The sequence below is a fragment of the Lutibacter sp. genome (genome assembly GCF_013041805.1).
GTDB lineage: Bacteria > Bacteroidota > Bacteroidia > Flavobacteriales > Flavobacteriaceae > Lutibacter.
Map to the genome: position 1 here is coordinate 1 of NZ_JABDRI010000102.1, position 21,850 is coordinate 21,850.

At 31.1% G+C, this 21,850-nt stretch carries 20 protein-coding genes; 15 read left to right on the forward strand and 5 right to left on the reverse strand.

The genetic code is table 11. The annotated features are described in order from the left end of the window. Positions 1–53 precede the first annotated feature (53 nt). Positions 54–2,405 carry a polysaccharide biosynthesis tyrosine autokinase gene (locus tag HKP59_RS12285; RefSeq protein WP_291807384.1) on the forward strand — a complete coding sequence of 784 codons (2,352 nt, stop codon included), beginning with the start codon at positions 54–56 and terminating at the stop codon, positions 2,403–2,405. A 269-nt stretch (positions 2,406–2,674) separates the two neighbouring features. After that, a complete protein-coding gene (locus HKP59_RS12290) occupies positions 2,675–3,811 on the forward strand; it encodes a serine hydrolase domain-containing protein (RefSeq protein WP_291807386.1) in 1,137 nt (378 codons plus the stop codon). Positions 3,812–3,850: 39 nt separating this feature from the next. Here the strand turns inward: HKP59_RS12290 and HKP59_RS12295 are convergent, their stop codons facing one another. After that, positions 3,851–4,591 carry a CpsB/CapC family capsule biosynthesis tyrosine phosphatase gene (locus tag HKP59_RS12295; protein WP_291807388.1) on the reverse strand — a complete coding sequence of 247 codons (741 nt, stop codon included), beginning with the start codon at positions 4,589–4,591 and terminating at the stop codon, positions 3,851–3,853. Between the two features lie 165 nt (positions 4,592–4,756). Between HKP59_RS12295 and HKP59_RS12300 the strand changes: the two genes are divergently transcribed. The 8 genes from HKP59_RS12300 (at position 4,757) to HKP59_RS12335 (ending at position 12,524) form a co-directional block, all read left to right on the forward strand. Then, entirely contained in the window at positions 4,757–5,323 is a 567-nt protein-coding gene (locus HKP59_RS12300; protein WP_291807390.1) for a DUF3575 domain-containing protein, read from the forward strand. Between the two features lie 595 nt (positions 5,324–5,918). Then, positions 5,919–6,737, forward strand: coding sequence for a prephenate dehydratase (locus HKP59_RS12305; protein ID WP_291807393.1), 819 nt, complete (start codon positions 5,919–5,921; stop codon positions 6,735–6,737). Continuing rightward, entirely contained in the window at positions 6,737–7,891 is a 1,155-nt protein-coding gene (locus tag HKP59_RS12310; RefSeq protein ID WP_291807395.1) for an aminotransferase class I/II-fold pyridoxal phosphate-dependent enzyme, read from the forward strand. Before HKP59_RS12305 ends, HKP59_RS12310 begins: the two co-directional genes overlap by 1 nt. Before the next feature lie 6 nt (positions 7,892–7,897). Beyond that, the gene (locus tag HKP59_RS12315) at positions 7,898–8,746 is read left to right on the forward strand and encodes a prephenate dehydrogenase (protein WP_291807398.1); all 849 of its coding nucleotides are present in this window, start codon (positions 7,898–7,900) and stop codon (positions 8,744–8,746) included. A gap of 133 nt (positions 8,747–8,879) precedes the next feature. Further along, the gene (locus HKP59_RS12320) at positions 8,880–9,956 is read left to right on the forward strand and encodes a bifunctional 3-deoxy-7-phosphoheptulonate synthase/chorismate mutase type II (protein WP_291807400.1); all 1,077 of its coding nucleotides are present in this window, start codon (positions 8,880–8,882) and stop codon (positions 9,954–9,956) included. 298 nt (positions 9,957–10,254) lie between these two features. Then, the gene (gene rsgA, locus HKP59_RS12325; RefSeq protein ID WP_291807403.1) at positions 10,255–11,193 is read left to right on the forward strand and encodes a ribosome small subunit-dependent GTPase A; all 939 of its coding nucleotides are present in this window, start codon (positions 10,255–10,257) and stop codon (positions 11,191–11,193) included. Between the two features lie 131 nt (positions 11,194–11,324). After that, the gene (gene dtd / locus HKP59_RS12330; RefSeq protein ID WP_291807406.1) at positions 11,325–11,777 is read left to right on the forward strand and encodes a D-aminoacyl-tRNA deacylase; all 453 of its coding nucleotides are present in this window, start codon (positions 11,325–11,327) and stop codon (positions 11,775–11,777) included. 99 nt (positions 11,778–11,876) lie between these two features. Further along, complete coding sequence (locus HKP59_RS12335; RefSeq protein ID WP_291807409.1) at positions 11,877–12,524, forward strand: YceI family protein; 648 nt, start codon at positions 11,877–11,879, stop codon at positions 12,522–12,524. Between the two features lie 46 nt (positions 12,525–12,570). Here HKP59_RS12335 and HKP59_RS12340 read toward each other — a convergent pair whose 3' ends face one another. Further along, positions 12,571–13,035 (reverse strand): Lrp/AsnC family transcriptional regulator, encoded by a 465-nt coding sequence (locus HKP59_RS12340; RefSeq protein WP_291807412.1) that lies wholly within the window; start codon positions 13,033–13,035, stop codon positions 12,571–12,573. Positions 13,036–13,191: 156 nt separating this feature from the next. On the opposite strand from HKP59_RS12340, the gene HKP59_RS12345 reads away from it, so the two are divergent. Together HKP59_RS12345 and nhaC are read left to right on the forward strand one after the other, a co-directional pair. Next, positions 13,192–14,391 carry an aminotransferase class I/II-fold pyridoxal phosphate-dependent enzyme gene (locus HKP59_RS12345; RefSeq protein WP_291807414.1) on the forward strand — a complete coding sequence of 400 codons (1,200 nt, stop codon included), beginning with the start codon at positions 13,192–13,194 and terminating at the stop codon, positions 14,389–14,391. A gap of 112 nt (positions 14,392–14,503) precedes the next feature. Next, positions 14,504–15,970 (forward strand): Na+/H+ antiporter NhaC, encoded by a 1,467-nt coding sequence (gene nhaC, locus HKP59_RS12350; RefSeq protein WP_291807417.1) that lies wholly within the window; start codon positions 14,504–14,506, stop codon positions 15,968–15,970. A gap of 24 nt (positions 15,971–15,994) precedes the next feature. Here nhaC and HKP59_RS12355 read toward each other — a convergent pair whose 3' ends face one another. Further along, entirely contained in the window at positions 15,995–18,553 is a 2,559-nt protein-coding gene (locus tag HKP59_RS12355) for a putative porin (protein ID WP_291807420.1), read from the reverse strand. Between the two features lie 164 nt (positions 18,554–18,717). Between HKP59_RS12355 and HKP59_RS12360 the strand changes: the two genes are divergently transcribed. Both HKP59_RS12360 and HKP59_RS12365 read left to right on the forward strand, forming a co-directional pair. Further along, positions 18,718–19,320, forward strand: a complete 603-nt coding sequence (locus HKP59_RS12360) for a ribonuclease HII (protein ID WP_291807422.1) — start codon at positions 18,718–18,720, stop codon at positions 19,318–19,320. Between the two features lie 55 nt (positions 19,321–19,375). Further along, complete coding sequence (locus HKP59_RS12365; protein WP_291807425.1) at positions 19,376–20,428, forward strand: nucleoid-associated protein; 1,053 nt, start codon at positions 19,376–19,378, stop codon at positions 20,426–20,428. A gap of 67 nt (positions 20,429–20,495) precedes the next feature. On the opposite strand, the gene lipB is transcribed toward HKP59_RS12365, so the two are convergent. Together lipB and HKP59_RS12375 are read right to left on the reverse strand one after the other, a co-directional pair. Continuing rightward, positions 20,496–21,191: a lipoyl(octanoyl) transferase LipB gene (gene lipB, locus HKP59_RS12370; RefSeq protein WP_291807428.1), complete on the reverse strand. Its 696-nt coding sequence runs from the start codon at positions 21,189–21,191 to the stop codon at positions 20,496–20,498. Continuing rightward, positions 21,191–21,349, reverse strand: a complete 159-nt coding sequence (locus HKP59_RS12375) for a YqaE/Pmp3 family membrane protein (RefSeq protein WP_291807431.1) — start codon at positions 21,347–21,349, stop codon at positions 21,191–21,193. Before HKP59_RS12375 ends, lipB begins: the two co-directional genes overlap by 1 nt. 91 nt (positions 21,350–21,440) lie before the next feature. On the opposite strand from HKP59_RS12375, the gene HKP59_RS12380 reads away from it, so the two are divergent. Then, positions 21,441–21,850: ATP-binding cassette domain-containing protein (locus HKP59_RS12380; RefSeq protein ID WP_291807433.1), on the forward strand; the 410-nt coding region annotated here is incomplete at its 3' end.

The window sequence follows — 21,850 nt, forward strand, 5'->3', positions numbered from 1 at the left end:
AGCAACGGCTGTGCTGTCTTTAGTGTTAATTTTAACACGTTAAAACAAATTGTATGCAACAAGAAAATCAATTAAACCCAATTCACTTTAACGAGAATTCGATCAATTTAAGAGAAGAGCTCGAAAAGTATATGTTTTATTGGAAGTGGCTAGTAGTAAGTGCTGTTGCTTGTGTTGTTGCTACTTTTTTTTATGTGCGATATATGCCAAATTTGTACGAAGTTTCTACTACTATATTAGTTGATGATAGTGAAAAAGGCGGTGTAACAGAGCTTTCGGCCCTAGAAAACTTAGGACTGTTAGGCAATACCACAGCATCATTAGATAATGAAATTGAGTTATTGAAATCTAGAAGTTTAATGGAAAGAGTAGCAAACGACTTACAACTAAATGTGCAATATTTTAGTCAAGGGCGTGTCATTGAGTCTGAAATGTTCTTTAAAACATCACCTGTAAAAATAAACTTTTTAGGGGATGATATTACATTAAATAATGAAGCAATATCCTTTTCTATCACTATTAAATCAGCTACGGAATTTGAAATAGTTGAAAACAATAAAGCAGAAATTCATGCTTTTGGTGATCGTTTACTAACCAGTTTTGGACCTATAATTGTTACCCCTTATATGGTTGATGAACAAGATGTTGAAAAAGAAATTATTGTAAAAATAAGTCCGCTTAAAGGTATTGTAGAAAATTATAGAAATAAAATTCAAATTCAAATTTTAAAAAACTCAAGTGTTCTTAAAATTAGTTTAGTTGATGAGGTTAAAGTAAAGGCCGAAGAAATTTTAAATAATTTAGTTGCTCAATACAATAAAGATGCAGTTGAAGATAAAAATCTAATTGCTACAAATACCAATAAATTTATTAATGAACGTATTGAAATTATTAATAAAGATTTATTGGAAGTTGAAATTGGTGCGGAGCAATTTAAAACATTCAATAGATTGACCGATATTTCATCAGAGGCAGGATTAATTTTACAAAACAAAACTGAAATATCTAAAAAGGTAATTGATATAAGTACTCAAATAAAATTGGTGAACTATGTAGCTGATTTTATTGCACAAAATGAGAATGAATTATTACCAGAAAACTTAGGTTTTAACGAAAGTGGGATTAATGAAAGTACGTCGAAATACAATCAATTAGTAGTAGAGAGAAATAGAATTTTAAGAAGTGCCAACAAACAGAATCCAGTACTTTTAAACATCAATAGCCAAGTAACTCAATTGCGCGATGGTATTCAACAAGGGTTAGTTAATTTAAAACAATCGTTAGAGATTTCATTACGAGATATTAAAAAGCAAGAAGACTTATTTAATAGTAGAATTGCCGCTGTTCCCAAACAAGAACGTGAGTATAGAAGTATACAACGCGAGCAACAAATTATTGAAGCTTTGTATTTGTATTTATTACAAAAGCGAGAAGAGAATGCCATTTCATTGGCGATTACGTTACCAAATGCAAAAATTATAGATACAGCGTATGGAAGTGAAAACCCTGTAGCTCCAAAAAGGAGCATCTATTATTTAGGGGCATTATTGGTTGGAATTCTCTTGCCATTAGCTATCATTTATGTGTTATTATTGTTAGATAATAAGGTGCATACAAGAAAAGATATTGAGCAGGTTGTTAAAGCACCAATTCTGGGAGATATTCCTAAAACAAAATCAGAAAGGAAAGTTGTAGTTTCTGATACAGATAGAAGCAGTACAGCAGAATCATTTCGATTGTTAAGAACCAACGTGGACTTTATGCTTTCTGATAGAAAAGCAGCATCTAAAACTATTTTTATTACCTCAACTTTAGCTGGTGAAGGAAAAACATTCATAGCTATTAATTTAGCATCAGTATTGGCATTAACACATAAAAAAGTGTTATTAATAGGTGCAGATATTAGAAAGCCTAAAATTGCTAAATATTTAAATATTCAGGCTCCAAATAAAGGTTTGTCTCATTATTTAATGGATACCCAATTAAAAGTAGTTGATGTTATTGAAAAAGTTCCATCTATTAAGTTTGACATACTTGAGTCTGGAATTATAGCCCCTAATCCTTCAGAATTATTAATGAATGGTCGTTTTGATGAGGTTTTAGCGTATGGGAAAGAACATTACGATTACGTGATTGTTGATACTGCACCAGTCAATAGTGTAACTGATACTTTATTACTAGGACATCATGCAGACTTATTTATATATGTGGTTAGAGCTAATTACCTTGACAAGCGTATGTTAGATATTCCTAGGTTGTTATATGCTGAAAAACGCTTACCTAATATGGCAGTTTTAGTAAATGATACTGATTTTGAAAAAGGGTATGGCTATGGTTATGGATACGGATATGGTTATACTGAATCTGAAACTAAAAAACCTTGGTGGAAAAAATGGCAGCATTAAGCAAACTCAAAACTTAACTTCAAAGATGTTGGACTTTCTTGATGTGTTTCAAAAGGATCGTTTAAGCATAGTTAATAGTTTTAGTCATTATAAATTAATATGAAGTAAGAACTTTTGAAACAAAAAAACTAAAATCTTAATTTTTACGTTAAAAGAGGAGAATAGTTTTGAAAATTTTAGATAGATTATTACTTTTAACACCTCAATAAACCCTAAAGTCTCCGTTGAAAAAATATAGTAAATATGTAGCCCTAACCCTCATTGTTTTTTTGAGTAGTTATATGCTTAGTCCTAAGGCTAATGAAACAGATGTAACAGCTACTCAAGTAGTAGTCATACCTGAAAAGGAAACTTCTATTTTAGTAGAGCGATATCCTGAAACAGAAACCCAAGCTGTAAGTCATAAATTAGATTCATTATTAAAACGTATCAACAAAAGACACGATTTTAACGGGTCCTTATTGGTAGCGAAAAATGGGAAAATTTTGTATAGCAATCAAATTGGTTATGCTGATTTTAAAAAGAAAGAACCCATACATGAGGCTTCATTATTTCAATTGGCTTCCGTAAGTAAACAATTCACTGCAGCAGCCATAATGCTGTTGGTCGAACGGAATCAAATTCAACTTACAGATACGGTGAATAGCTATTTTCCAGATTTTCCTTATGAAAATGTAACTATTAAAAACCTGCTAAATCATACTGCTGGATTGCCAAAATATTTTTGGCTTGCCGAGCATAAATGGAAAGAGCAAAAAGCACCTACAAATAGTGATATGATGGCGTTATTCGAGTCAAGTAAGGTACAGAGATTCTTCAAGCCTGGACGTAATTTTGATTACTCTAATACAGGTTATCTGGTACTTGCAGCTATCATAGAAAAAGTTTCGGGTATAAGTTTTAGTAATTTTATGCAAAAAAATATTTTTGATCCGCTTGGGATGAAAGATTCTTATGTATATAGTTTTGAAAATGACAGTATAAAAACAAATCAATTATCTGGATATAGATTGTACAGAGGTTGGAGACATTTAAAAATTAATAGTACTATAAATGATGCTATTGTGGGCGATAAAAATGTATATGCTACTACTGAAGATTTATTTAAATGGACGTCGGGGTTAAATAGCGGAAAATTGCTTTCCAAAGAATCTTTAGATCTTATGTATACCAAAGGGGAGACCGTTTATGGAAGAAAAATCCCTTATGGTTTTGGTTTTAGGATTGATAGAGAGGACGAAAACATTATTTATCATCATGGGAAATGGAACGGATTTAGTACAGGCCTAACACAATATCTAGAAGATGATTTGGTGGTGATAGTGTTAGAACACACAGGTTATAGTGCAATAACATCATTAAACAAAAAAGTAAAGAATTTAGTTGTCAAACATTTTGACGTTTAAATTACTTACTAAAAGCTTGATGAAATGAGATATTTTTCATTATTTAAATATCTTGTTATTCGCTAAAATAGGTTGTATTTTTTTAATAATTTTTGGAGAATTCATACTTTCTAAATAATTTAAGTGCCTATCTTGATGGGTGTCACTTCCAGCAAAATCAATCAGCTTATCTTTGATCAATCGGTTGGCTATACGTGTAACATCTTTACCATAATAATTGGTTAGCGATAATAAATTGAGTTGGAATAAACATCCAACTTCTTTTAGCTTAAAGTATTCTTGATAGTTTTGATGGTAAAAAGAATATCTTTCTGGGTGTGCCAAAATAGGTTTGTAACCAGCTACTTGAATATTGAATAAGGTTTCATATAAATTGATGGGTGGATTGATATATGACATTTCTACAAGTAAATAGGGATCTTTTATAGTGAGTAACTTCTCCTTTTTTAATAATGTACTGAAATTATTATCTAACATGTATTCTGCTGCGAGATGTAATTCAATACCCTTAAAATTAGATTTTTCTAAGTATTCTTTCAGCTCTTCAAATCTCTTGCCTAAACCTACCCTTGTGTTTTCCCATATACCTTCCATAATATGAGGTGTTAAAACAACTTTTTTTATTCCATAACTATACATTCTTTTTAACAAGGCCAAAGATTCTTCAAGGCTTTTAGAACCATCATCTACAGCCGGTAATATATGAGAATGAATATCAACAAAGTCCGAAGGGAAATGTGTTCTTATGGATGGTTTTTTATTTTTAAAAAAATTGAACATATACAAAGGTCTATAAAATAAGCCACCATAGTTATTTGATGTATGAAATTTATTTTCTCAAAGTTAAGAAAATTTAAACAATGTATTCTGGCAATACCAGGGCTTTCTTTTAAATTTTAAAAGAGAAAATTATAGATAAAATACTATATTTGTTTAAAAATTGTGATGAAAAAACAATTTTGTATTTTTCTTATGTTGTGCTCAATTCATATGCAAAGTCAAACGTATGTAAAAGTAAATGCAATAACTACTTTATTGACAGTTCCTAATATTGGCATAGAAACGAGTATTGGAAAAAAATCAACATTTCAATTTGATGTTATGGCCTCCTTTTGGAAATCGGTTCATGGAAAACCAATGCAATTTTATATGTTTATTCCAGAGTACAGGTATCATTTCAAGGAGAAATATAACGGTTTTTATATAGGAGCACATGTTGGATTTACACGCTTTAACTTTCAAAAATGGAATTACCTGAATACAGATTTATATGAAAAAGGGTTTGGATATGTTAGTGGCGTAACTATTGGGTATCACATAAAAATTAAGCATCAATTTTTATTGGATTGTTTTTTAGGAGGAGGACACAGTCAAGCATTTTATAAAGGATATAGTATAGCAACCGATATTAGGTACGATGGAGCTGATGATTATAATAAAAGTGGAGATTGGCTTCCATATAGAGTTGGTGTTATGGTTTCGTATCGCATTAAAAATAGAAAACGCTCATAATTTTCAGTGCGGTTATTTTTAGCGAGTTTTCAAAACATAATGAAGGGAGCTTTTATAGAGAGCTATTGAAACTTTAATGTTATTAATACACGTACATTCCGCTTTGCTACACACGAGCACTTGGAACTGACACTTAGATGAGTTCCTATTCCTTTTCTCCTCTCACTTTTTCTTATAATTACTTAGAGTGGTTTTTTACAATGCAGTGGAGAAAAATTGTATCGAAGAGCTTAGTAGAACTAGCAAGAAGCTATTTGTTAAAATGAATTTTTTTATAATTAATTTATATTTCTATTTTTTATTAAACAATAACTAGTAATAGTATCTTTTTATTAAACATAAATCTTATTACAAAGTGTTCTGTTGATATATTGATAATCATTACTTATTTTTTCAAATAAATCTTGTTTTTTTAAAATTAATGTATAGATTTGTCATCTAATTACAGATAATGAACACAAAAACAACTTGGAATAGCTTTTATTTTTACTTTTATTTTAGCGATAAAAGAAGAGGCTAACTATGTGTTTTTGAATAAAAATAAATTGTAAAGTCTCGAAATATTTCGGGATTTTTTTTTGGTTAAAAATGGATAATGAAAGTAGCAATACAAGGAATTAAAGGATCGTTTCACCATATTGTAGCAGAGCAGTATTTTGGTAAAAATATTGACTTGATTGAATGCTTGTCATTTACAGAAATGCCAAATTTATTGCATACCAAACAAGCTGAAGTGGTAATTATGGCCATAGAAAATTCAATTGCAGGTGCAATATTGCCTAACTATGCCTTAATTGATGAACACCAACTTACCATTTGTGGAGAGCATCATTTACCTATTCATCATCATTTAATGGGGGTAGAGGGTCAGGATATTAGTGAAATACAAGAAGTGTATTCACATCCTATGGCTTTATTGCAATGTCATCATTTTTTTAAAGCCTATCCACATATCAAGTTGATAGAAGATAAAGATACCGCCGTAGTGGCAAAAAGAATTAAGGATGGTAAACTGAAAGGAGTGGGTGCAATTGCGAGTGAACTGGCGGCAGCAACTTATGAGTTAGAAATTATAGCGGCCGAAATTCAAACCATCAAACAAAATGCAACACGATTTTTTATTTTAACAAATTCAGCCATTAAAAATAGTGTTTCAGCAAATAAAGCTTCTATTAAATTTATCACGAGTCATGAATCAGGGAGCTTGGCAAATGTATTAACCATTTTAGCAAAGCATCATTTAAATCTGTCCAAAATTCAATCTATGCCAGTGATAGATACACCTTGGAAATATGCCTTTTTTGCTGATTTTACATTTGATAGTTATGCCGATTATTACAATGCAATACAAGAAGTGACAGCAAAAGTTGAAACATTGAAAGTTTTGGGAGAATATACGAAAGGAAAAAGATAATGATACAAAAAGCAAACAGACTAAATGACGTAAAAGAATACTACTTTTCTAAAAAGTTGAGAGAAGTTAGTGCTTTAATGCAAGAAGGAAAGCCTGTAATTAATATGGCTATTGGTAGCCCAGATTTACAGGCGCCAGCGTCTGTAGTGACAGCATTAAAAGAAGCATTGGAACTAGAAACCGTGCATAAATACCAAAGTTATCAGGGAATTCCGGCATTGCGAGAAGGGATGGCTCACTTTTATAAGAATAATTATAAAGTTGATCTTGACCCCGCTTCTGAAATTTTACCTTTAATGGGGTCAAAGGAAGGGATTATGCATATTTCTATGGCATTTTTAAACAAAGGTGATAAAGTATTGATTCCAAATCCAGGATATCCAACATATGCTTCTGTGACGAAACTGTTAGAAGCAGAGCCTCTATATTATAACTTATCAGAAAAAACGAATTGGTTACCAGCTATTGAAGAACTTGAAAAAGAAGATTTAACGGACGTAAAAATAATGTGGATGAATTATCCACATATGCCAACAGGCGCAGTGGCTTCGAAAGAAGCGTTTCAACAATTGATTTTATTTGCAAAAAAACACGATATTTTAATTGTAAATGACAATCCATATAGTTTTATTTTGAATGACAATCCACTAAGTATTTTAGCTGTTGAAGGAGCTAAAGAAGTGGCTATTGAATTAAATTCATTGAGTAAAAGTTTTAATATGGCAGGTTGGAGAGTTGGCATGGTGGTTGGAGCTGCTGAGATATTAAATACAATTTTACAAGTGAAAAGTAATATGGATTCAGGGATGTTTTTAGGAATTCAAAAGGGTGCAATAGCAGCCTTAAGTTTATCAAGAAATTGGTTTGAAACTCAAGATGCTATTTACAAAGAAAGACGAAGGTTGGTATGGAGCATATTTGATGTGTTAGGTTGCACATATAATCCAGCAATTGGAGGATTGTTTGTGTGGGCAAAATTACCAGAAGGTGAAACTTCTGAAAAATTTACAGATGCATTGCTGTATGAAAAAGATGTATTTATCACTCCGGGTACTATATTTGGTTCGAATGGAGAAGGGTATATACGAGCTTCATTGTGTGTTTCATCAACAATTTTAAAGGAAGTGTTAACCAGATTAACAGTTAAAGAATAGGTAAGAATGGAAAAACTAGTTGTAATTGGTTTAGGTTTAATAGGAGGTTCTTTAGCATTAGATTTAAAGAAACGAAATGGATATAAAGTCTATGGAATAGATCAAAACCCGGAGCATCTTCAAAAGGCATTGGCATTAGGAGTTATTGATGAAGCTTCAGATTTCTCTGCAGTAGCCGATGCTTCCATAGTTATTATTGCTGTGCCAGTTGATATTATTCCACAAGTTGCAGTACAAGTATTAGATGTAATTGGGAAAGAGACGTTGGTATTTGATGTAGGTTCCGTTAAAAATGAAATTTGCAAATCGATTGAAAATCATCCGAATCGAGAAAATTATGTGGCAGCACATCCTTTAGCAGGAACGGAATTTTCAGGACCAGAAGCAGCTATTTTAAATTTGTTTGATGAAAAAGTGAATATACTATGCGAAGTTGATAAAACAGATTGGAAAATTTTAGACAAAGCATTGAGTGTATTTAAAAAATTAAATATGCGTATTAAAATGATGAGTCCTGTAGAGCACGACAGACATATTGCCTATGTATCTCATTTATCACATGTGAGTTCCTTTATGTTAGGGAAAACAGTGCTAGGAATTGAAAAGAATGAGCAGCATATTTTTGATATGGCAAGTACTGGTTTTGCTTCAACAGTTCGTTTGGCAAAAAGTTCAGCAACAACTTGGGCTCCAATTTTTCTTCAAAACAAGGAAAATATTTTAAGGTCGTTAGATGAATATATTAAAAATTTAAATGAGTTTAGACAGCTGATTGATACAGATGATGACGAGGCCTTAAAAGAAACAATGAACAATACAAATTATATTAAAACAGTTTTAAAAGGAATAAAATAGGACAGCACGTTAAAAAAATGTTCAGTTAATATTTTTAGTGAATTAGCCAGCTGGCGGGTTGGAATTTGAATAAGACGAATTAAAAGATACATAAGTAAAAAAAATAAAAGAATCAATTTAGAAATACAATACCATGGAAATTACAAAAGAAAACAGACAATGGTTGGACTCGATGAATTTAGAGCATCCAATAGTTATAGCAGGACCTTGTAGTGCTGAAACAGAAGCGCAAGTGTTAAAAACAGCGCATGAACTTAAAAAAACAGATACGAATGTGTTTAGAGCAGGAATTTGGAAACCTAGAACACGTCCGGGAGGTTTTGAGGGTGTTGGTGCTATTGGATTACCTTGGCTTCAAAAAGTAAAAGAAGAAACAGGAATGTTGGTGACTACTGAAGTTGGGAATGCGAGTCATGTTGAATTAGCTTTAAAACACGATATTGATATTTTATGGATTGGTGCGCGTACAACCGTAAATCCGTTTGTAGTGCAAGAAATTGCTGATGCGTTAAAAGGAGTTGATATTCCTGTATTGGTTAAAAATCCGGTGAATCCAGATTTACCTTTGTGGTTAGGAGCCGTAGAACGTTTTCAAACGGCTGGTATTTCTCAGTTAGGAGTGATTCATAGAGGGTTTTCTACCTATAATTCGTTACATTACCGTAACAAACCAAAATGGCATTTAGCCATTGAATTGAAAAAAGAATTTCCAAATTTACCACTTATCTTAGATCCTTCTCATATTTGCGGACGTAGAGATACTATTCTAGATGTTTCACAAACAGCACTAGATTTAAATTATGATGGGTTTATGATTGAAACTCACATTGATCCAGATAATGCTTGGAGTGATGCAGCGCAACAAGTAACCCCAACCCAATTAAGAGGAATTACAGAAGATTTAAGAATCCGTGAAAAGAGCAGTGTTAAAGAGGATTTTCAACGAAAGTTAATGATGCATCGAAAAGAATTAGATTTAATCGATAGCACAATTATTGACATTTTAGCTGATAGAATGGGTATTGCAAAAGAAATAGGCAAATTAAAGCATAGTGAGAATGTGGCTATTTTACAAAGTGGTAGATGGTCTGATATTATTTCTAAAATGGTTGAATTAGGAGTTTCAAAAGGGTTGAGTAAAGAATTTGTAGAAGAAATTTTTAAATCAATTCATGTAGAATCAATTAATATTCAGCATCGAATTAAATAATTACATTTTGGATTGCATAGGTTGTAATCTTGAAAAAGCTATTTAAAAATTAGAGAAAAGTATCATTTTGAACTTCATTTTTCATCTAAATATCTCAATATTCAATAGGTATAAGATGCTGAATTAAGTGCTGTTTAATGAATCTTTTAATTTTTTGATAGCTTTTCATTTTTTAGAACACTTTCTCTAGGTATGACTTACAAAAAGAGTGAGGTACGAACGTGTTTTTAAACCACCATTGATAAATTTACATATAGTACAAATTTAAGTTATATTTGTACCTCTATTTTTTAGTGAAGTGAAAGGAATTGTTACAAAATCTACGGGGAGTTGGTACACTGTTTATCATGAAAATGGTAAGAGAGTTGATTGTAGGTTAAAGGGAAAATTTAGAATCCAAGGGATTAAAAGTACCAATCCAGTTGCGGTTGGAGATCACGTTTTTTTTGAGTTTGAGGAAGGTAAGGAAACGGGTATTATTCATAAGATTCAAGACCGAAAAAATTACATTATTCGTAAATCGGTAAATCTTTCGAAGCAAACACATATTATAGCAGCAAATATTGATAGTGCTTTTTTATTGGTGACTATTGATAATCCACCAACATTTACAGGGTTTATAGATCGTTTTTTAGCAACTGCTGAAGCGTATAATATTAAAACAATACTACTTTTTAACAAATTAGATACCTACACAGATGCCCAATTAGATAAATTGGCTGAGTTGGATGCGGTGTATAGCGATATTGGCTATGAATGTATACCAATTTCTGCCACTAAAAATATAAATATTGAGGAGGTGAAAGCACTCATGAAAGATAAAACTACTATGTTTTCTGGGCATTCAGGGGTTGGAAAATCTACCTTGATCAATGCCATTGAACCTTCATTAGATTTAAAAACAGCTGAAATATCCAAACAGCATAAACAAGGATTACATACCACTACATTTGCTGAAATGTTTGAATTAAGTTTTGGCGGCTTTATTATTGATACACCAGGTATAAAAGGTTTTGGAGTCGTAGATTTTGAACCTGCAGCTATTACAGATTATTTTCCTGAATTTTTTAAATTGAAGTCCGGATGTAAATTTAATAACTGTATGCATATCAATGAACCAAAATGCGCTATTAAAGAAGCTGTTGAAAGTGGTGAAATTGCATACTCTAGATACACGAGTTACCTTCAAATGGTGGAAGGTGATGAAGAGCATTATAGAACAGATAGTTATAGTTAAGGGTTGATGAGTGAAGAGTTGAAATTGTAACGTATAGCGTCAGTTCGAGTGCCACAACAAAGTGAAGGCGTATCGAGAACAGATTAAGATTTATTTTTAGAAAACCTACATGTAACAAACAATAATTTTAAATGAAAGCCGTAATTCAAAGAGTTTTAGAAGCGTCAGTTACTATTGAAGAAAAAATAGTAAGTGAAATTAACAGCGGATTGTTAATTTTAGTGGGTATAGAAGCAGAAGATACACAACAAGATATTGAATGGCTGGCTAAAAAAATTGTAAATCTTCGAATTTTTAATGATGAAAACGATGTGATGAATAATTCACTATTAGATGTCCAGGGAGATCTCATAGTAGTGAGTCAGTTTACCTTACAAGCAAGTACAAAAAAAGGAAATCGCCCATCCTATATCAAAGCGGCAAAACCTGAAATATCAATTCCTTTATACGAGAATTTTGTTAAAGAATTAGAAATGTTAGTAGGTAAAAAAGTAGGCACGGGAGAATTTGGAGCTGATATGAAAGTAGCACTAATAAATGATGGTCCTGTTACTATAGTGATAGATTCTAAAAATAGAGTTTAACTATGATTTAATAAGTTTAAACAATATGAAACTATAGAAATAGTTTATAAGTACTGTTATTTTTGCAAATAGAACAATTAAAACTAAAATCAAAGAAAAATGAAAAAATTAATTCTTACAGCGTTAGTAATCGGCGCGTCATTTACAGCTTGTAAAAATGAAAAGGCAAAAGATAATGCTGATGCAGCAACTGCACCAGTTGTAGAAACTCAAGTAGTTACTGATGGGGTATATACAGCTGATCAGGCATCTTCAACATTAAATTGGAAAGGGTTTAAGCCAACAGGAACTCACAATGGAACTGTAGCAATTAAAGAAGGTAGCTTTACTATAACAGAAGGAAAATTAGCAGGTGGTAATTTTGTGTTGGATATGAATACTATTACTGTTTTAGACATACCAGCTGATGATGAAAACAACGGAAAATTATTAGGTCATTTAAAAAGTGGAGATTTCTTCGACGTAGAAAATAATGCGACTTCTTCTTTTGCAATAACTTCAGTAACCAATGGTGAATCAACTACGGTTAAAGGTGATTTAACAATTAAAGGTATTACAAAGTCTATTGAATTTCCAGTACAATTAGTAGCATCTGAGAATGGTGTTGAATTGAATGGAGCAACTTTTCAAATTGACAGAACTGACTTTGATATTAAATACAAATCAAATAAGTTTTTTGACAATCTAAAAGATAAGTTTATCAACGATGAATTTGAAATTTCTTTTAGTGTAAAAGCTACGAAATAAAAAATGAGATATGTTAAAAAGCCCAAATGAAAATTTGGGCTTTTTTTTATGATATAGGCAACGTGCTATTACTTTTTGTAGCTGTCATAACAAAGGTGCTTTGCACATTTCCTACAGAGGCCAATACAGATAATTTATTTTTTAAAAAATTTTGATAATTCTTCATGTCTTTTACAATGATCTTTAAAAGATAATCGTAATTACCAGCTACATGAAAGCATTCAATAACTTCATCCATTTTATGGACAGCTGTTTCAAATTTAGTAATAAGCTCTTTTGAGTGAACCAGCAACGTTACTTGACAAAATACTTCAACATGATATCCAATTTTTTCTTTGTTTAAAACTGCAATATACTTTTGTATAATACCTGTTTTTTCTAATCTTTTGATTCGTTCGTAAACAGGCGTTTGTGTAAGGCCTGTTTTTAAGGCTAATTCTTTGATATTAATTTTTGAATTTTCTTGTAATAATGTCAGAATTTTTTTGTCGGTTTCGTCTAAAATCATCATTCTCAGTAATTTTTGCTAAAAATAGGTGTAAAACAACAAAATAAAAGAAAATAAAGCTATAAATATAAAATATATTAGTTTTATTTTCTAAAATATTAATTTTATTCAGTTTATTAACGTGTAGGTTTGTATTTTTATGTGATAAATTAATGAATTATGAGTAATAAACCAGCAAACAACATACAAGATTTACAATATTTTGGAGAATTTGGAGGTGTAAATCCTTCCATTTCAGATTCAGCAACCTATACTTTTTTGCATGCAAAAACCATGCTTGACACTTTTGAAGGTCATGCAGAAGGTTGTTATTTATATTCTCGTCATACCAATCCTAGTAACTTATATTTAAGTGAAGCATTAGCAGCCATGGAGTTTACAGAAACAGCCAATGTAGCTGCTTCAGGAATGGGTGCTATTACATCTGTAATACTTCAAATTTGTGGAGCAGGAGACCATATTGTTTCTAGTCGAACAATTTATGGTGGTTCCTACGCTTTTTTGAAAAATTTTACACCTAAATTGAATATCTCAACATCATTTGTAGATATCACTTCTTTAGAAAAAATTGAAGCCGCTATCAATGAAAATACTAAAATGATTTATTGCGAGCTAGAAAGTAATCCATTATTAGAAATTGCAAATATACCTGAATTAGCAAAAATTGCTAAAAAACATGGTGTTAAGTTAGTAGTGGACAATACATTCACACCTTTAATTTTTTCGCCTCAAAAAATGGGAGCAGACATTACTATTCATAGTTTAACAAAATTTATTAATGGAACTAATGATACCGTTGGTGGTGTAGTTTGTGGTTCTCAAGCATTTATTGATAGCTTACGAAATGTAAACGATGGAGCAGCCATGCTATTAGGCCCGGTTATGGATAGTTTCCGTTCAGCAAGTATTTTAAAAAACTTAAGAACGCTTCATATACGAATGAAAAAGCATAGTGAAAACGCATTGTTTTTAGCGGAACGTTTTGAGAATGATGGTTTAAAGGTGGTATATCCTGGATTAAAAAGTCATAAAGACCATGAACTTTTTAAAACAATGTTTAATGAAGAGTATGGATTTGGAGGTATCATGACCATTGATGCTGGAACCTTAGAAAAGGCGAATGAACTTATGGAATTGATGCAACATAATAATTTAGGGTATTTAGCAGTTAGCTTAGGTTTTTATAAAACACTGTTTAGTGCACCTGGTACAAGCACTTCATCTGAAATTCCTGAAGAGGAACAACTAAAAATGGGTCTTTCAGAAGGTATTGTTCGTTTTTCAATAGGTTTAGATAATGATATTGAGCGTACTTATAGAGCCATGCGTAGATGTATGACAGAGGTAGGAGTGTTATAATACAAACTTGTTTTTAAATAAAATAGGCATCTATATCATATAGGTGCCTATTTTATTTTTCTTGCAAAAAGGGTTGAATTTCCGTATCATTACAAGATAAAAATAGATTCGAATGCAAGAGGACAAAAACTTATCAGAAATAGAAATCCAAGATCAAAAAATAATTCAAAATAAAGAGCTCAATATTATTGAAGCTCTAATACCAGTAGTGCTGTTAATGGCCATGTTAGCCTATAATATATTTTTTGCAGGAGGAGAACTGTTAGGTGAATACTCAAACCAGTTTATTTTACTAATAGGTGGTTTTTTTGCAGCCATTGTTGGATTTTTTAATAAAGTTTTTTTAAAAACGATGCTTGCTGAAGTGTGGGAAAACATGAAAAGTGTATTTGTGCCCATTATGATTTTATTTTTGGTAGGTGCATTGGCGGGAACGTGGTTAGTGAGTGGAGTGATACCAGCAATGGTGTATTATGGACTTCAAGTATTGAACCCTTCTATATTTTTACCAGCATCTGTTGTGATAGCGGCTATTATCTCTATCGCTACAGGAAGTTCTTGGACAACTTCAGCAACGGTAGGTATTGCATTGGTTGGTATTGGTACAGCTTTAGGTATTCCAACTGGAATGATCGCAGGAGCAGTGCTATCTGGTGCTTATTTTGGAGATAAAATGTCTCCTTTAAGTGATACTACAAATCTTGCTCCAGCCATGGCGGGAACAGATTTATTTACACATATTAGATATATGACCTTTACTACAGTGCCAACTATTATAGTTACATTAATAGTGTTTAGTATTTTAAGTTTTACCATTGAAACAACAGGAAGTGCAGATGTAAGTGGTCTCTTACATTCAATAGATAATACCTTTCAAATTACTCCCTATTTATTTATTGTTCCGTTGGTTGTAATTGCATTAATTTTATTAAAAACAAAGCCATTAATTGCATTGGGAGTTGGAGTTATTTTAGCAGCTGTTTTTGCATTTATTTTTCAGCAGGACGTGTTGGCTAGCGTATCAAACTCAAATTTCGGGGCAATTATAAATGCTATTTTTATTGATACCGAAATAGTTACAGATAATGAAAAATTAAACGAATTATTTAGTGCTGGTGGAATGAAAGGTATGTTATGGACCATTTTTTTAATTACATGTGCTATGGTTTTTGGAGGTATTATGGATGCTATTGGAGCATTAGCAAAAATAACAAAGGCTTTACTTAAAATGGCAACTTCAATTTTTGGACTGTTTTTTAGTACCGCCATGAGTTGTTTAGGTTTAAATGCCATTGCTTCTGATCAGTATTTAGCTATTGTAATTCCGGGAAAAATGTTTAAAAAAGCGTTTGAAGATAAAGATTTAGCCCCAGAAAATTTAAGTAGAACTTTGGAAGATTCAGGAACTGTAACTTCAGTTTTAATACCTTGGAATACCTGTGGAGCCTACCAGTCAGGTGTGTTAGGCGTGAGTGTAAGCGATTATGCTGTATATGCCGTATTTAATTGGTTAAGTCCAATTATGACCTTAGTTTTTGCAGCTTTTCAAATTAAAATAAGACAGCTTGTAAAAAAATAGTGATGGTTATGGAACCAACTATAATTAAATAAACCAATTCCAAACTACACCAAAACGCACAGTTAAATCTCTATACGGATAATTTGGCGCTGCATAATAGGTTCTTCCGGTAAAACTAGCATTTAGGTTTTCCACTTTCAAAAATATACGTGTTCTGCGTATTTGAGCATTTGCAAAGAAATCTATTACAGGGAAATTTCCAATTTCAGTAGTGTTTTGCAACACAAATTCGCTTAATAAAGGATTGTATGCATTCGCTTGAAAAGAAGTAAAATACTTGGCTATAACACCAGTTTGTAAATACATAGGTTTTCCTTTAAAAACATAGCTAGAAAAATAGAAAGAATTTCTTGTAACTATTTCAGGAACTCTAAAAAATGCTTCACCTTTAGAAACTTGTTGATACATCACAGTATTATCAAGCGTAAATTTTTTATAGGAAATTGCTTTATGCGCTTTTACTTTTATATAGTTTAATGTTTCAGTTGCTTGAATAGGTTTAGACGTTTCATCAAAATAAGTAAAATTATCAATTAAATGATAACTCGCTTTTATACTTCCCCATTTAGCAGACTTAAATTCTAGTCCAGCGGTAGAAATTTCTTCGTTACTAAAATCGTTTTGCCAATTATATGCAAGGTAATCACTTTGGTATAAAAGGGTATTAAAATCGGGAGTTTTTGAAGTGAATTCAGCAAACCCTCTAACGCTATAAGTACTATCTTTTTTATACATGGCACTTGCTTTTAAAGCACTTCCTGTTAAATCTCCTGTAATTATTGAAGAGGCATCAGCATTTAAATGCACATTACCAAATTGTGTTTTCCATTCTGCACCAACTGCAATAGCGTTTCCTTTTAACTTATCAGAAATGGTTTGATCATCATAGAATAAAATACTATTAAAATGATAATTGTAATCAAAGTAATTAAATTTTACTTTTAAATCTCCCGTATAGTTAGAGTTGAGCTGAAGATATAATTGATTATCTAATTTTTGATATGAAGCGTGATCTGAAATCGTCGATTCAAAAGCATCTCCAAAAATATCATTTATTGCATCTTGTTTGAACCTATAATGTTTCGTTTCATACATCAAAGAATGTCCTAAATTTAATTCGAAGTATGATTTTTTATCAATTGTTACCAATTGAGAAGAGTCAGTTTTAATTTGGGCAGCAAGGATTGTTAATGAGTCAATCATTTTTAGTTTTTCAAGAGCTAAAGAATCTAATTGAATAAGAGAATCATTTTTAGTGGTCACCTGTTTTACACTTATAGAATCTAAATTTTGATTCTTTTCTTGAGAAACTGAATCATTTTTTTTAATTACACTAGTTATAGTCGAAATTGTTTTTGTTGTTAATGAATCAACCTTTTTTAGTTCTTTGGTAACAATAGAATCTAACTTTATGTCAGATTTTATTTGTTTCATACTGATTGAATCCGTTTTTTGAAGATCCTTAGCAGCTACACTATCATTCTTAACCACACTATTTTTTTGGTTTATATCTGTTGATTTTTTGACAATAGAGTCAGTTTTTACGAGCTCAGGTGTTGATTTGCTATCTATTTTTGAGTTGTTTTTTTGATCTTTTAAAGGAGGTTTTTTTCTAGACTTGACGTCTTTTGGTAACCCTCTTTTATTTGGTTGTTTTTTTGGTGATTGAGTATCACCATTTTTTAAATAATCAATTTGTTTTAATACAGTATTGTATTTTTTAATATTTGATAAAACAATGGCATTTTGTTGCTCCAATTTATTATTTTTTGAAAGCAGTGTAAGTTGTTGCTCAATATAATAGCGTTTTCCTTCTAGCATATTTTCAGCATCTGTATAGTTTACATCTAATCGCGCCCTTTCAATATAATTAGGGTCGTTATTTTCAAAAAAGGCAATAGATTGATCAGTCAATCCACCATTTTCATTATTTAAAAAATCAAATGAAGAAAAATGACCTCTTAAAAAATAGGTGTTCCTTTTGGAATGGTAATTAAAAGAAGTTCTAAAATTTCCATGACTTGCCAATGAATTTCTATATTTTCCCAAAGATCGGAGCCCTTTGTAAGCTATAGAAAAGTTAAATTGTCTTGATGTGTTCATGGTTAGAAAAGCATCTAAAACTTGGCCTTGTTCTAAACCAGTTCTATACATAATTTCAGAAGTTGGTGTAGGAACCTCATAATAATAAATATCCTCAAGTGTATTGTAATTAAATAGCTTCGCATTCGCACCAATTAACGGAAATAATGAGTTGTTTTCAAAGTCATATCCCAATCTACTAAAGGTTTGCCCTTGATTATGAAACGGAAGTAACTCAAAATTATCTTTTCGTAGGTAGTTAAATTTAAAATCTTTTTGAAGTGTTAAGGTTGTATCAATAACAGTTGTATCATTATGAATAGATATTATTTTATAGTCTTTATAGCTTGTTTTTCCATCATATTTAATTTCAGTTTCGCCTCTAAATGAAGTCGTATCATTTTGAAAAAGTTGTCCTTCAACAGTATTTAATCCGGTTCTTTGTGCTGAAGCATCAAAAATAAGCAGGGTGACTAATACTATAAAAAATAGTTGTTTCATAAAAAATATTAAGTTGCAAAGGTAAAATATTTGAACGAAATGAAATAGACTTTATTTTATGTCAAAAATAAAAAGAATTGCAATCCTATTTTGCTAAGGAAAGTTAAAAAAGGAACTATTTTGAAATTAAATTTGTTTAAAAAAATACTTTAATTTTGTACTCTATGGCACTTAAAAATCAGTATTTAAAAAATTGTATTGAAGCGGGGACTGATGAAGCCGGTAGAGGTTGTTTATGTGGCCCTGTTGTTGCGGCAGCTGTTATTTTACCAAAGAAGTTTGCACATCCTCTATTGAACGACTCAAAACAGTTAACGGAAAAGCAACGAGACGAATTGCGACCTTTTATTGAGCAAAACGCAGTTGCATTTGGAGTGTCCTATATTTTTGAAGCTAAAATTGATGAAATAAATATTTTACAAGCATCTATTTTGGCTATGCATAAAGCTATTGACAAACTTAAAGTTGCACCTGAACATATCATAGTGGATGGGAATAAGTTTAAATTGTATAAAAATATTCCGCACACTACCATTATAAAAGGAGATGCTAAATATATGAGTATTGCCGCGGCTTCCGTTTTAGCAAAAACATACCGAGACGATTTTATGCGGAAATTAGATGCTGAATTTCCAGCATATTTATGGAAGAAAAATAAAGGCTATCCAACGAAACAACATAGAGATGCTATCAAAAAATTTGGTGTGACTAAATACCACAGAACATCTTTTAGATTATTACCAGAACAGTTCAAATTAGACCTGTAATTTTTGAAAAAATCATCCTAAAAATGATACATTTGCGTTCATAAAAATGTAACTGATGATTAAAAGAAACCGAGCAACCATTTCAAAATTTATAATTCATAAAGTAGGAAATAAGTTTAACAGTGCTACCAATGTTTTTTCTGAAGATGTGATTACTTTCGATGAAGAAAGTTATGAATTAATGAAACCATATTTGTTAAAACCTTTTGCAAATGTGAGTGAAAGTTTTCGCTTTAATCATCATGCAAATATTGAACTGAATGAAATTAATAGTTACATTTCTCAAATTTTTAGTGATGAAACTACTTTTGTTGAAATTTCAAAGCACATTGTAACACATTTGTTTGAGCAGTCTAATTCTGCGCAGATAAAAATTGGAGATGTAATTATTGCTCTGTTTGAAGATATTGAGTATAAAGATGTGGTAACGCAAGCTGTTGGGATTTTTAAAATTGAAAACAAAATTAATTTCTTTCAAACTTTTATGGAAAAAGATAGTTTGGATGTATTTGTGCAAAAAGGAATTAGCACTAAAAAATTAGATAAAGGATGTTTGATCATTAACTCAACTGATGCAGAAGGAAGAATAGTTTTAAGTGTAGATACGAATAATTATGATGCACAATATTGGTTAAATAATTTTTTAAATGTGAAGTACGCTGATGATAATAATCAACATACTCAAAATTACCTTGAAATGTGTAAAGACTTTTCAGAAGAAGTAATTAAAGAAGATTTTGGAATTCATGAAAAAAGTAAATTTTTGGCAAAAACAGTCGATTTTTTCAAAGAAAATGAAGCGATAAATATCAACGATTTTAAGGAGCAAATTTTTGAAGAAAACGATGCTCATAAAACACTATTTGACGATTATAAGAAACAATTTGAAACCGTAAATGATGTATTGGTTAGAAATCAATTTGCTGTGTCGGATATTGTTTTAAAAAAACAAAAGCAAAAAATAAAAACAGAAATAAAATTAGATACAAATATTCAAATTAAATTGGATATTGATGCTCCGGATGCGGCTAGTGAATATTTAGAAAAGGGTTTTGACGAAGTGAAAAAAATGAAATTTTATAAAGTGTATTTTAATGAGGAAGATTGATATTTCTTGTTTTCAAGAATAGAATAATAAGTCTTTGCTAAATAAATAATACTATTTGATGTGACTTTTATCTTTCGAACTCAACGTCAAACAGTTCGATAAAATGTTTTAAAATCTTTTCTTTTACTTCCTCTATAGGAATTTTCTTACCCAATTCAACTTCTAAAGAAGTTACTGCTTTTCCTTTAATTCCACAGGGAATAATATTGTCAAAATACCCTAAATTGGTGTTTACATTTAAAGCAAAACCATGCATAGTAACCCACCTACTAGCTCTTACACCTAAGGCACAAATTTTACGAGCAAATGGAGTGCCAACATCTAACCAAACTCCAGTTTCACCTTCGCTACGTTCCGATTGGATATTGTAATCAGCTAATGTTTTTATGATAACTTCCTCTAAAAATCGTAGATATTTATGGATATCTGTAAAAAAATTCTCTAAATCTAAGATTGGATATCCAACAATTTGACCAGGTCCATGATACGTAATATCACCTCCACGATTAATTTTATAAAAAGTAGCTCCTTTAGCCTTTAGTTGTTCCTCATTAAGTAATAAATTACTCATATCACCATTTTTTCCTAAGGTATATACATGTGGATGTTCTACAAATAAAAAATAGTTTGGGGTTTGTTCAGAAAAGTTATTTTTTCGGTTGTTAATTTTAATATCAACAGTGCCTTTAAAAAGTTCTTCTTGGTAGTCCCAAGTTTTACGATAATCTTGTAAGCCGAGTTCTTTTAGTTTAACTTTTTGCATTAGTTATTAGGATTGTTGTTAATAATTAAAGCGGCAATTACGCCAGGAATCCACCCTAGGCATGTTAAAATAAATACAATTATAACAGAGCCACAGCCTTTATCGATGACGGCTAAAGGTGGAAATATGATACATAATATTACTCTAAAACAACCCATTTTTAATTTTTTGACAAAGGTCTACAAAATATATTTAGGATACAACGTTCTAAATAAGAGTTAAATTGTAATTAAAATGTATTTTTGTTAAATGTCTATTGAAGTACAACATATCACTAAATTTTATGGCTCTCAAAAAGCGTTAAATGGAATTAATTTTTCCATTAATAAAGGCGAAATTGTTGGTTTTTTAGGCCCTAATGGCGCGGGAAAATCTACATTAATGAAAATATTGACAGGCTATATAAAACCTTCAGAAGGTATTGCTTTTGTGAATAATTTTGATGTAAATGAGCATACAATTCAAGCGCAACAAAGTATTGGCTATTTGCCAGAACACAATCCATTGTATGTTGAAATGTATGTGAGAGAATATTTACAATTTAATGCAGCTATTTATAAAATTCCAAGAACTGAGGTTACCGAAATTATTGCTAAAGTTGGCCTAACCTCAGAAGCGCATAAGAAAATTAGTCAGCTTTCAAAAGGGTATAGGCAACG

What these genes read in the sequence shown, in the direction of transcription:
- HKP59_RS12355 (WP_291807420.1), bottom strand. Translation starts at nt 18,553, where the DNA reads ATGAAACAACTATTTTTTATAGTATTAGTCACCCTGCTTATTTTTGAT.
- HKP59_RS12300 (WP_291807390.1), top strand. Translation starts at nt 4,757, where the DNA reads ATGAAAAAACAATTTTGTATTTTTCTTATGTTGTGCTCAATTCATATG.
- HKP59_RS12365 (WP_291807425.1), top strand. Translation starts at nt 19,376, where the DNA reads ATGATTAAAAGAAACCGAGCAACCATTTCAAAATTTATAATTCATAAA.
- nhaC (WP_291807417.1), top strand. Translation starts at nt 14,504, where the DNA reads ATGCAAGAGGACAAAAACTTATCAGAAATAGAAATCCAAGATCAAAAA.
- HKP59_RS12285 (WP_291807384.1), top strand. Translation starts at nt 54, where the DNA reads ATGCAACAAGAAAATCAATTAAACCCAATTCACTTTAACGAGAATTCG.
- HKP59_RS12310 (WP_291807395.1), top strand. Translation starts at nt 6,737, where the DNA reads ATGATACAAAAAGCAAACAGACTAAATGACGTAAAAGAATACTACTTT.
- HKP59_RS12315 (WP_291807398.1), top strand. Translation starts at nt 7,898, where the DNA reads ATGGAAAAACTAGTTGTAATTGGTTTAGGTTTAATAGGAGGTTCTTTA.
- HKP59_RS12320 (WP_291807400.1), top strand. Translation starts at nt 8,880, where the DNA reads ATGGAAATTACAAAAGAAAACAGACAATGGTTGGACTCGATGAATTTA.
- HKP59_RS12375 (WP_291807431.1), bottom strand. Translation starts at nt 21,349, where the DNA reads ATGGGTTGTTTTAGAGTAATATTATGTATCATATTTCCACCTTTAGCC.
- HKP59_RS12360 (WP_291807422.1), top strand. Translation starts at nt 18,718, where the DNA reads ATGGCACTTAAAAATCAGTATTTAAAAAATTGTATTGAAGCGGGGACT.
- lipB (WP_291807428.1), bottom strand. Translation starts at nt 21,191, where the DNA reads ATGCAAAAAGTTAAACTAAAAGAACTCGGCTTACAAGATTATCGTAAA.
- HKP59_RS12295 (WP_291807388.1), bottom strand. Translation starts at nt 4,591, where the DNA reads ATGTTCAATTTTTTTAAAAATAAAAAACCATCCATAAGAACACATTTC.
- HKP59_RS12305 (WP_291807393.1), top strand. Translation starts at nt 5,919, where the DNA reads ATGAAAGTAGCAATACAAGGAATTAAAGGATCGTTTCACCATATTGTA.
- HKP59_RS12335 (WP_291807409.1), top strand. Translation starts at nt 11,877, where the DNA reads ATGAAAAAATTAATTCTTACAGCGTTAGTAATCGGCGCGTCATTTACA.
- dtd (WP_291807406.1), top strand. Translation starts at nt 11,325, where the DNA reads ATGAAAGCCGTAATTCAAAGAGTTTTAGAAGCGTCAGTTACTATTGAA.
- HKP59_RS12340 (WP_291807412.1), bottom strand. Translation starts at nt 13,035, where the DNA reads ATGATGATTTTAGACGAAACCGACAAAAAAATTCTGACATTATTACAA.
- HKP59_RS12345 (WP_291807414.1), top strand. Translation starts at nt 13,192, where the DNA reads ATGAGTAATAAACCAGCAAACAACATACAAGATTTACAATATTTTGGA.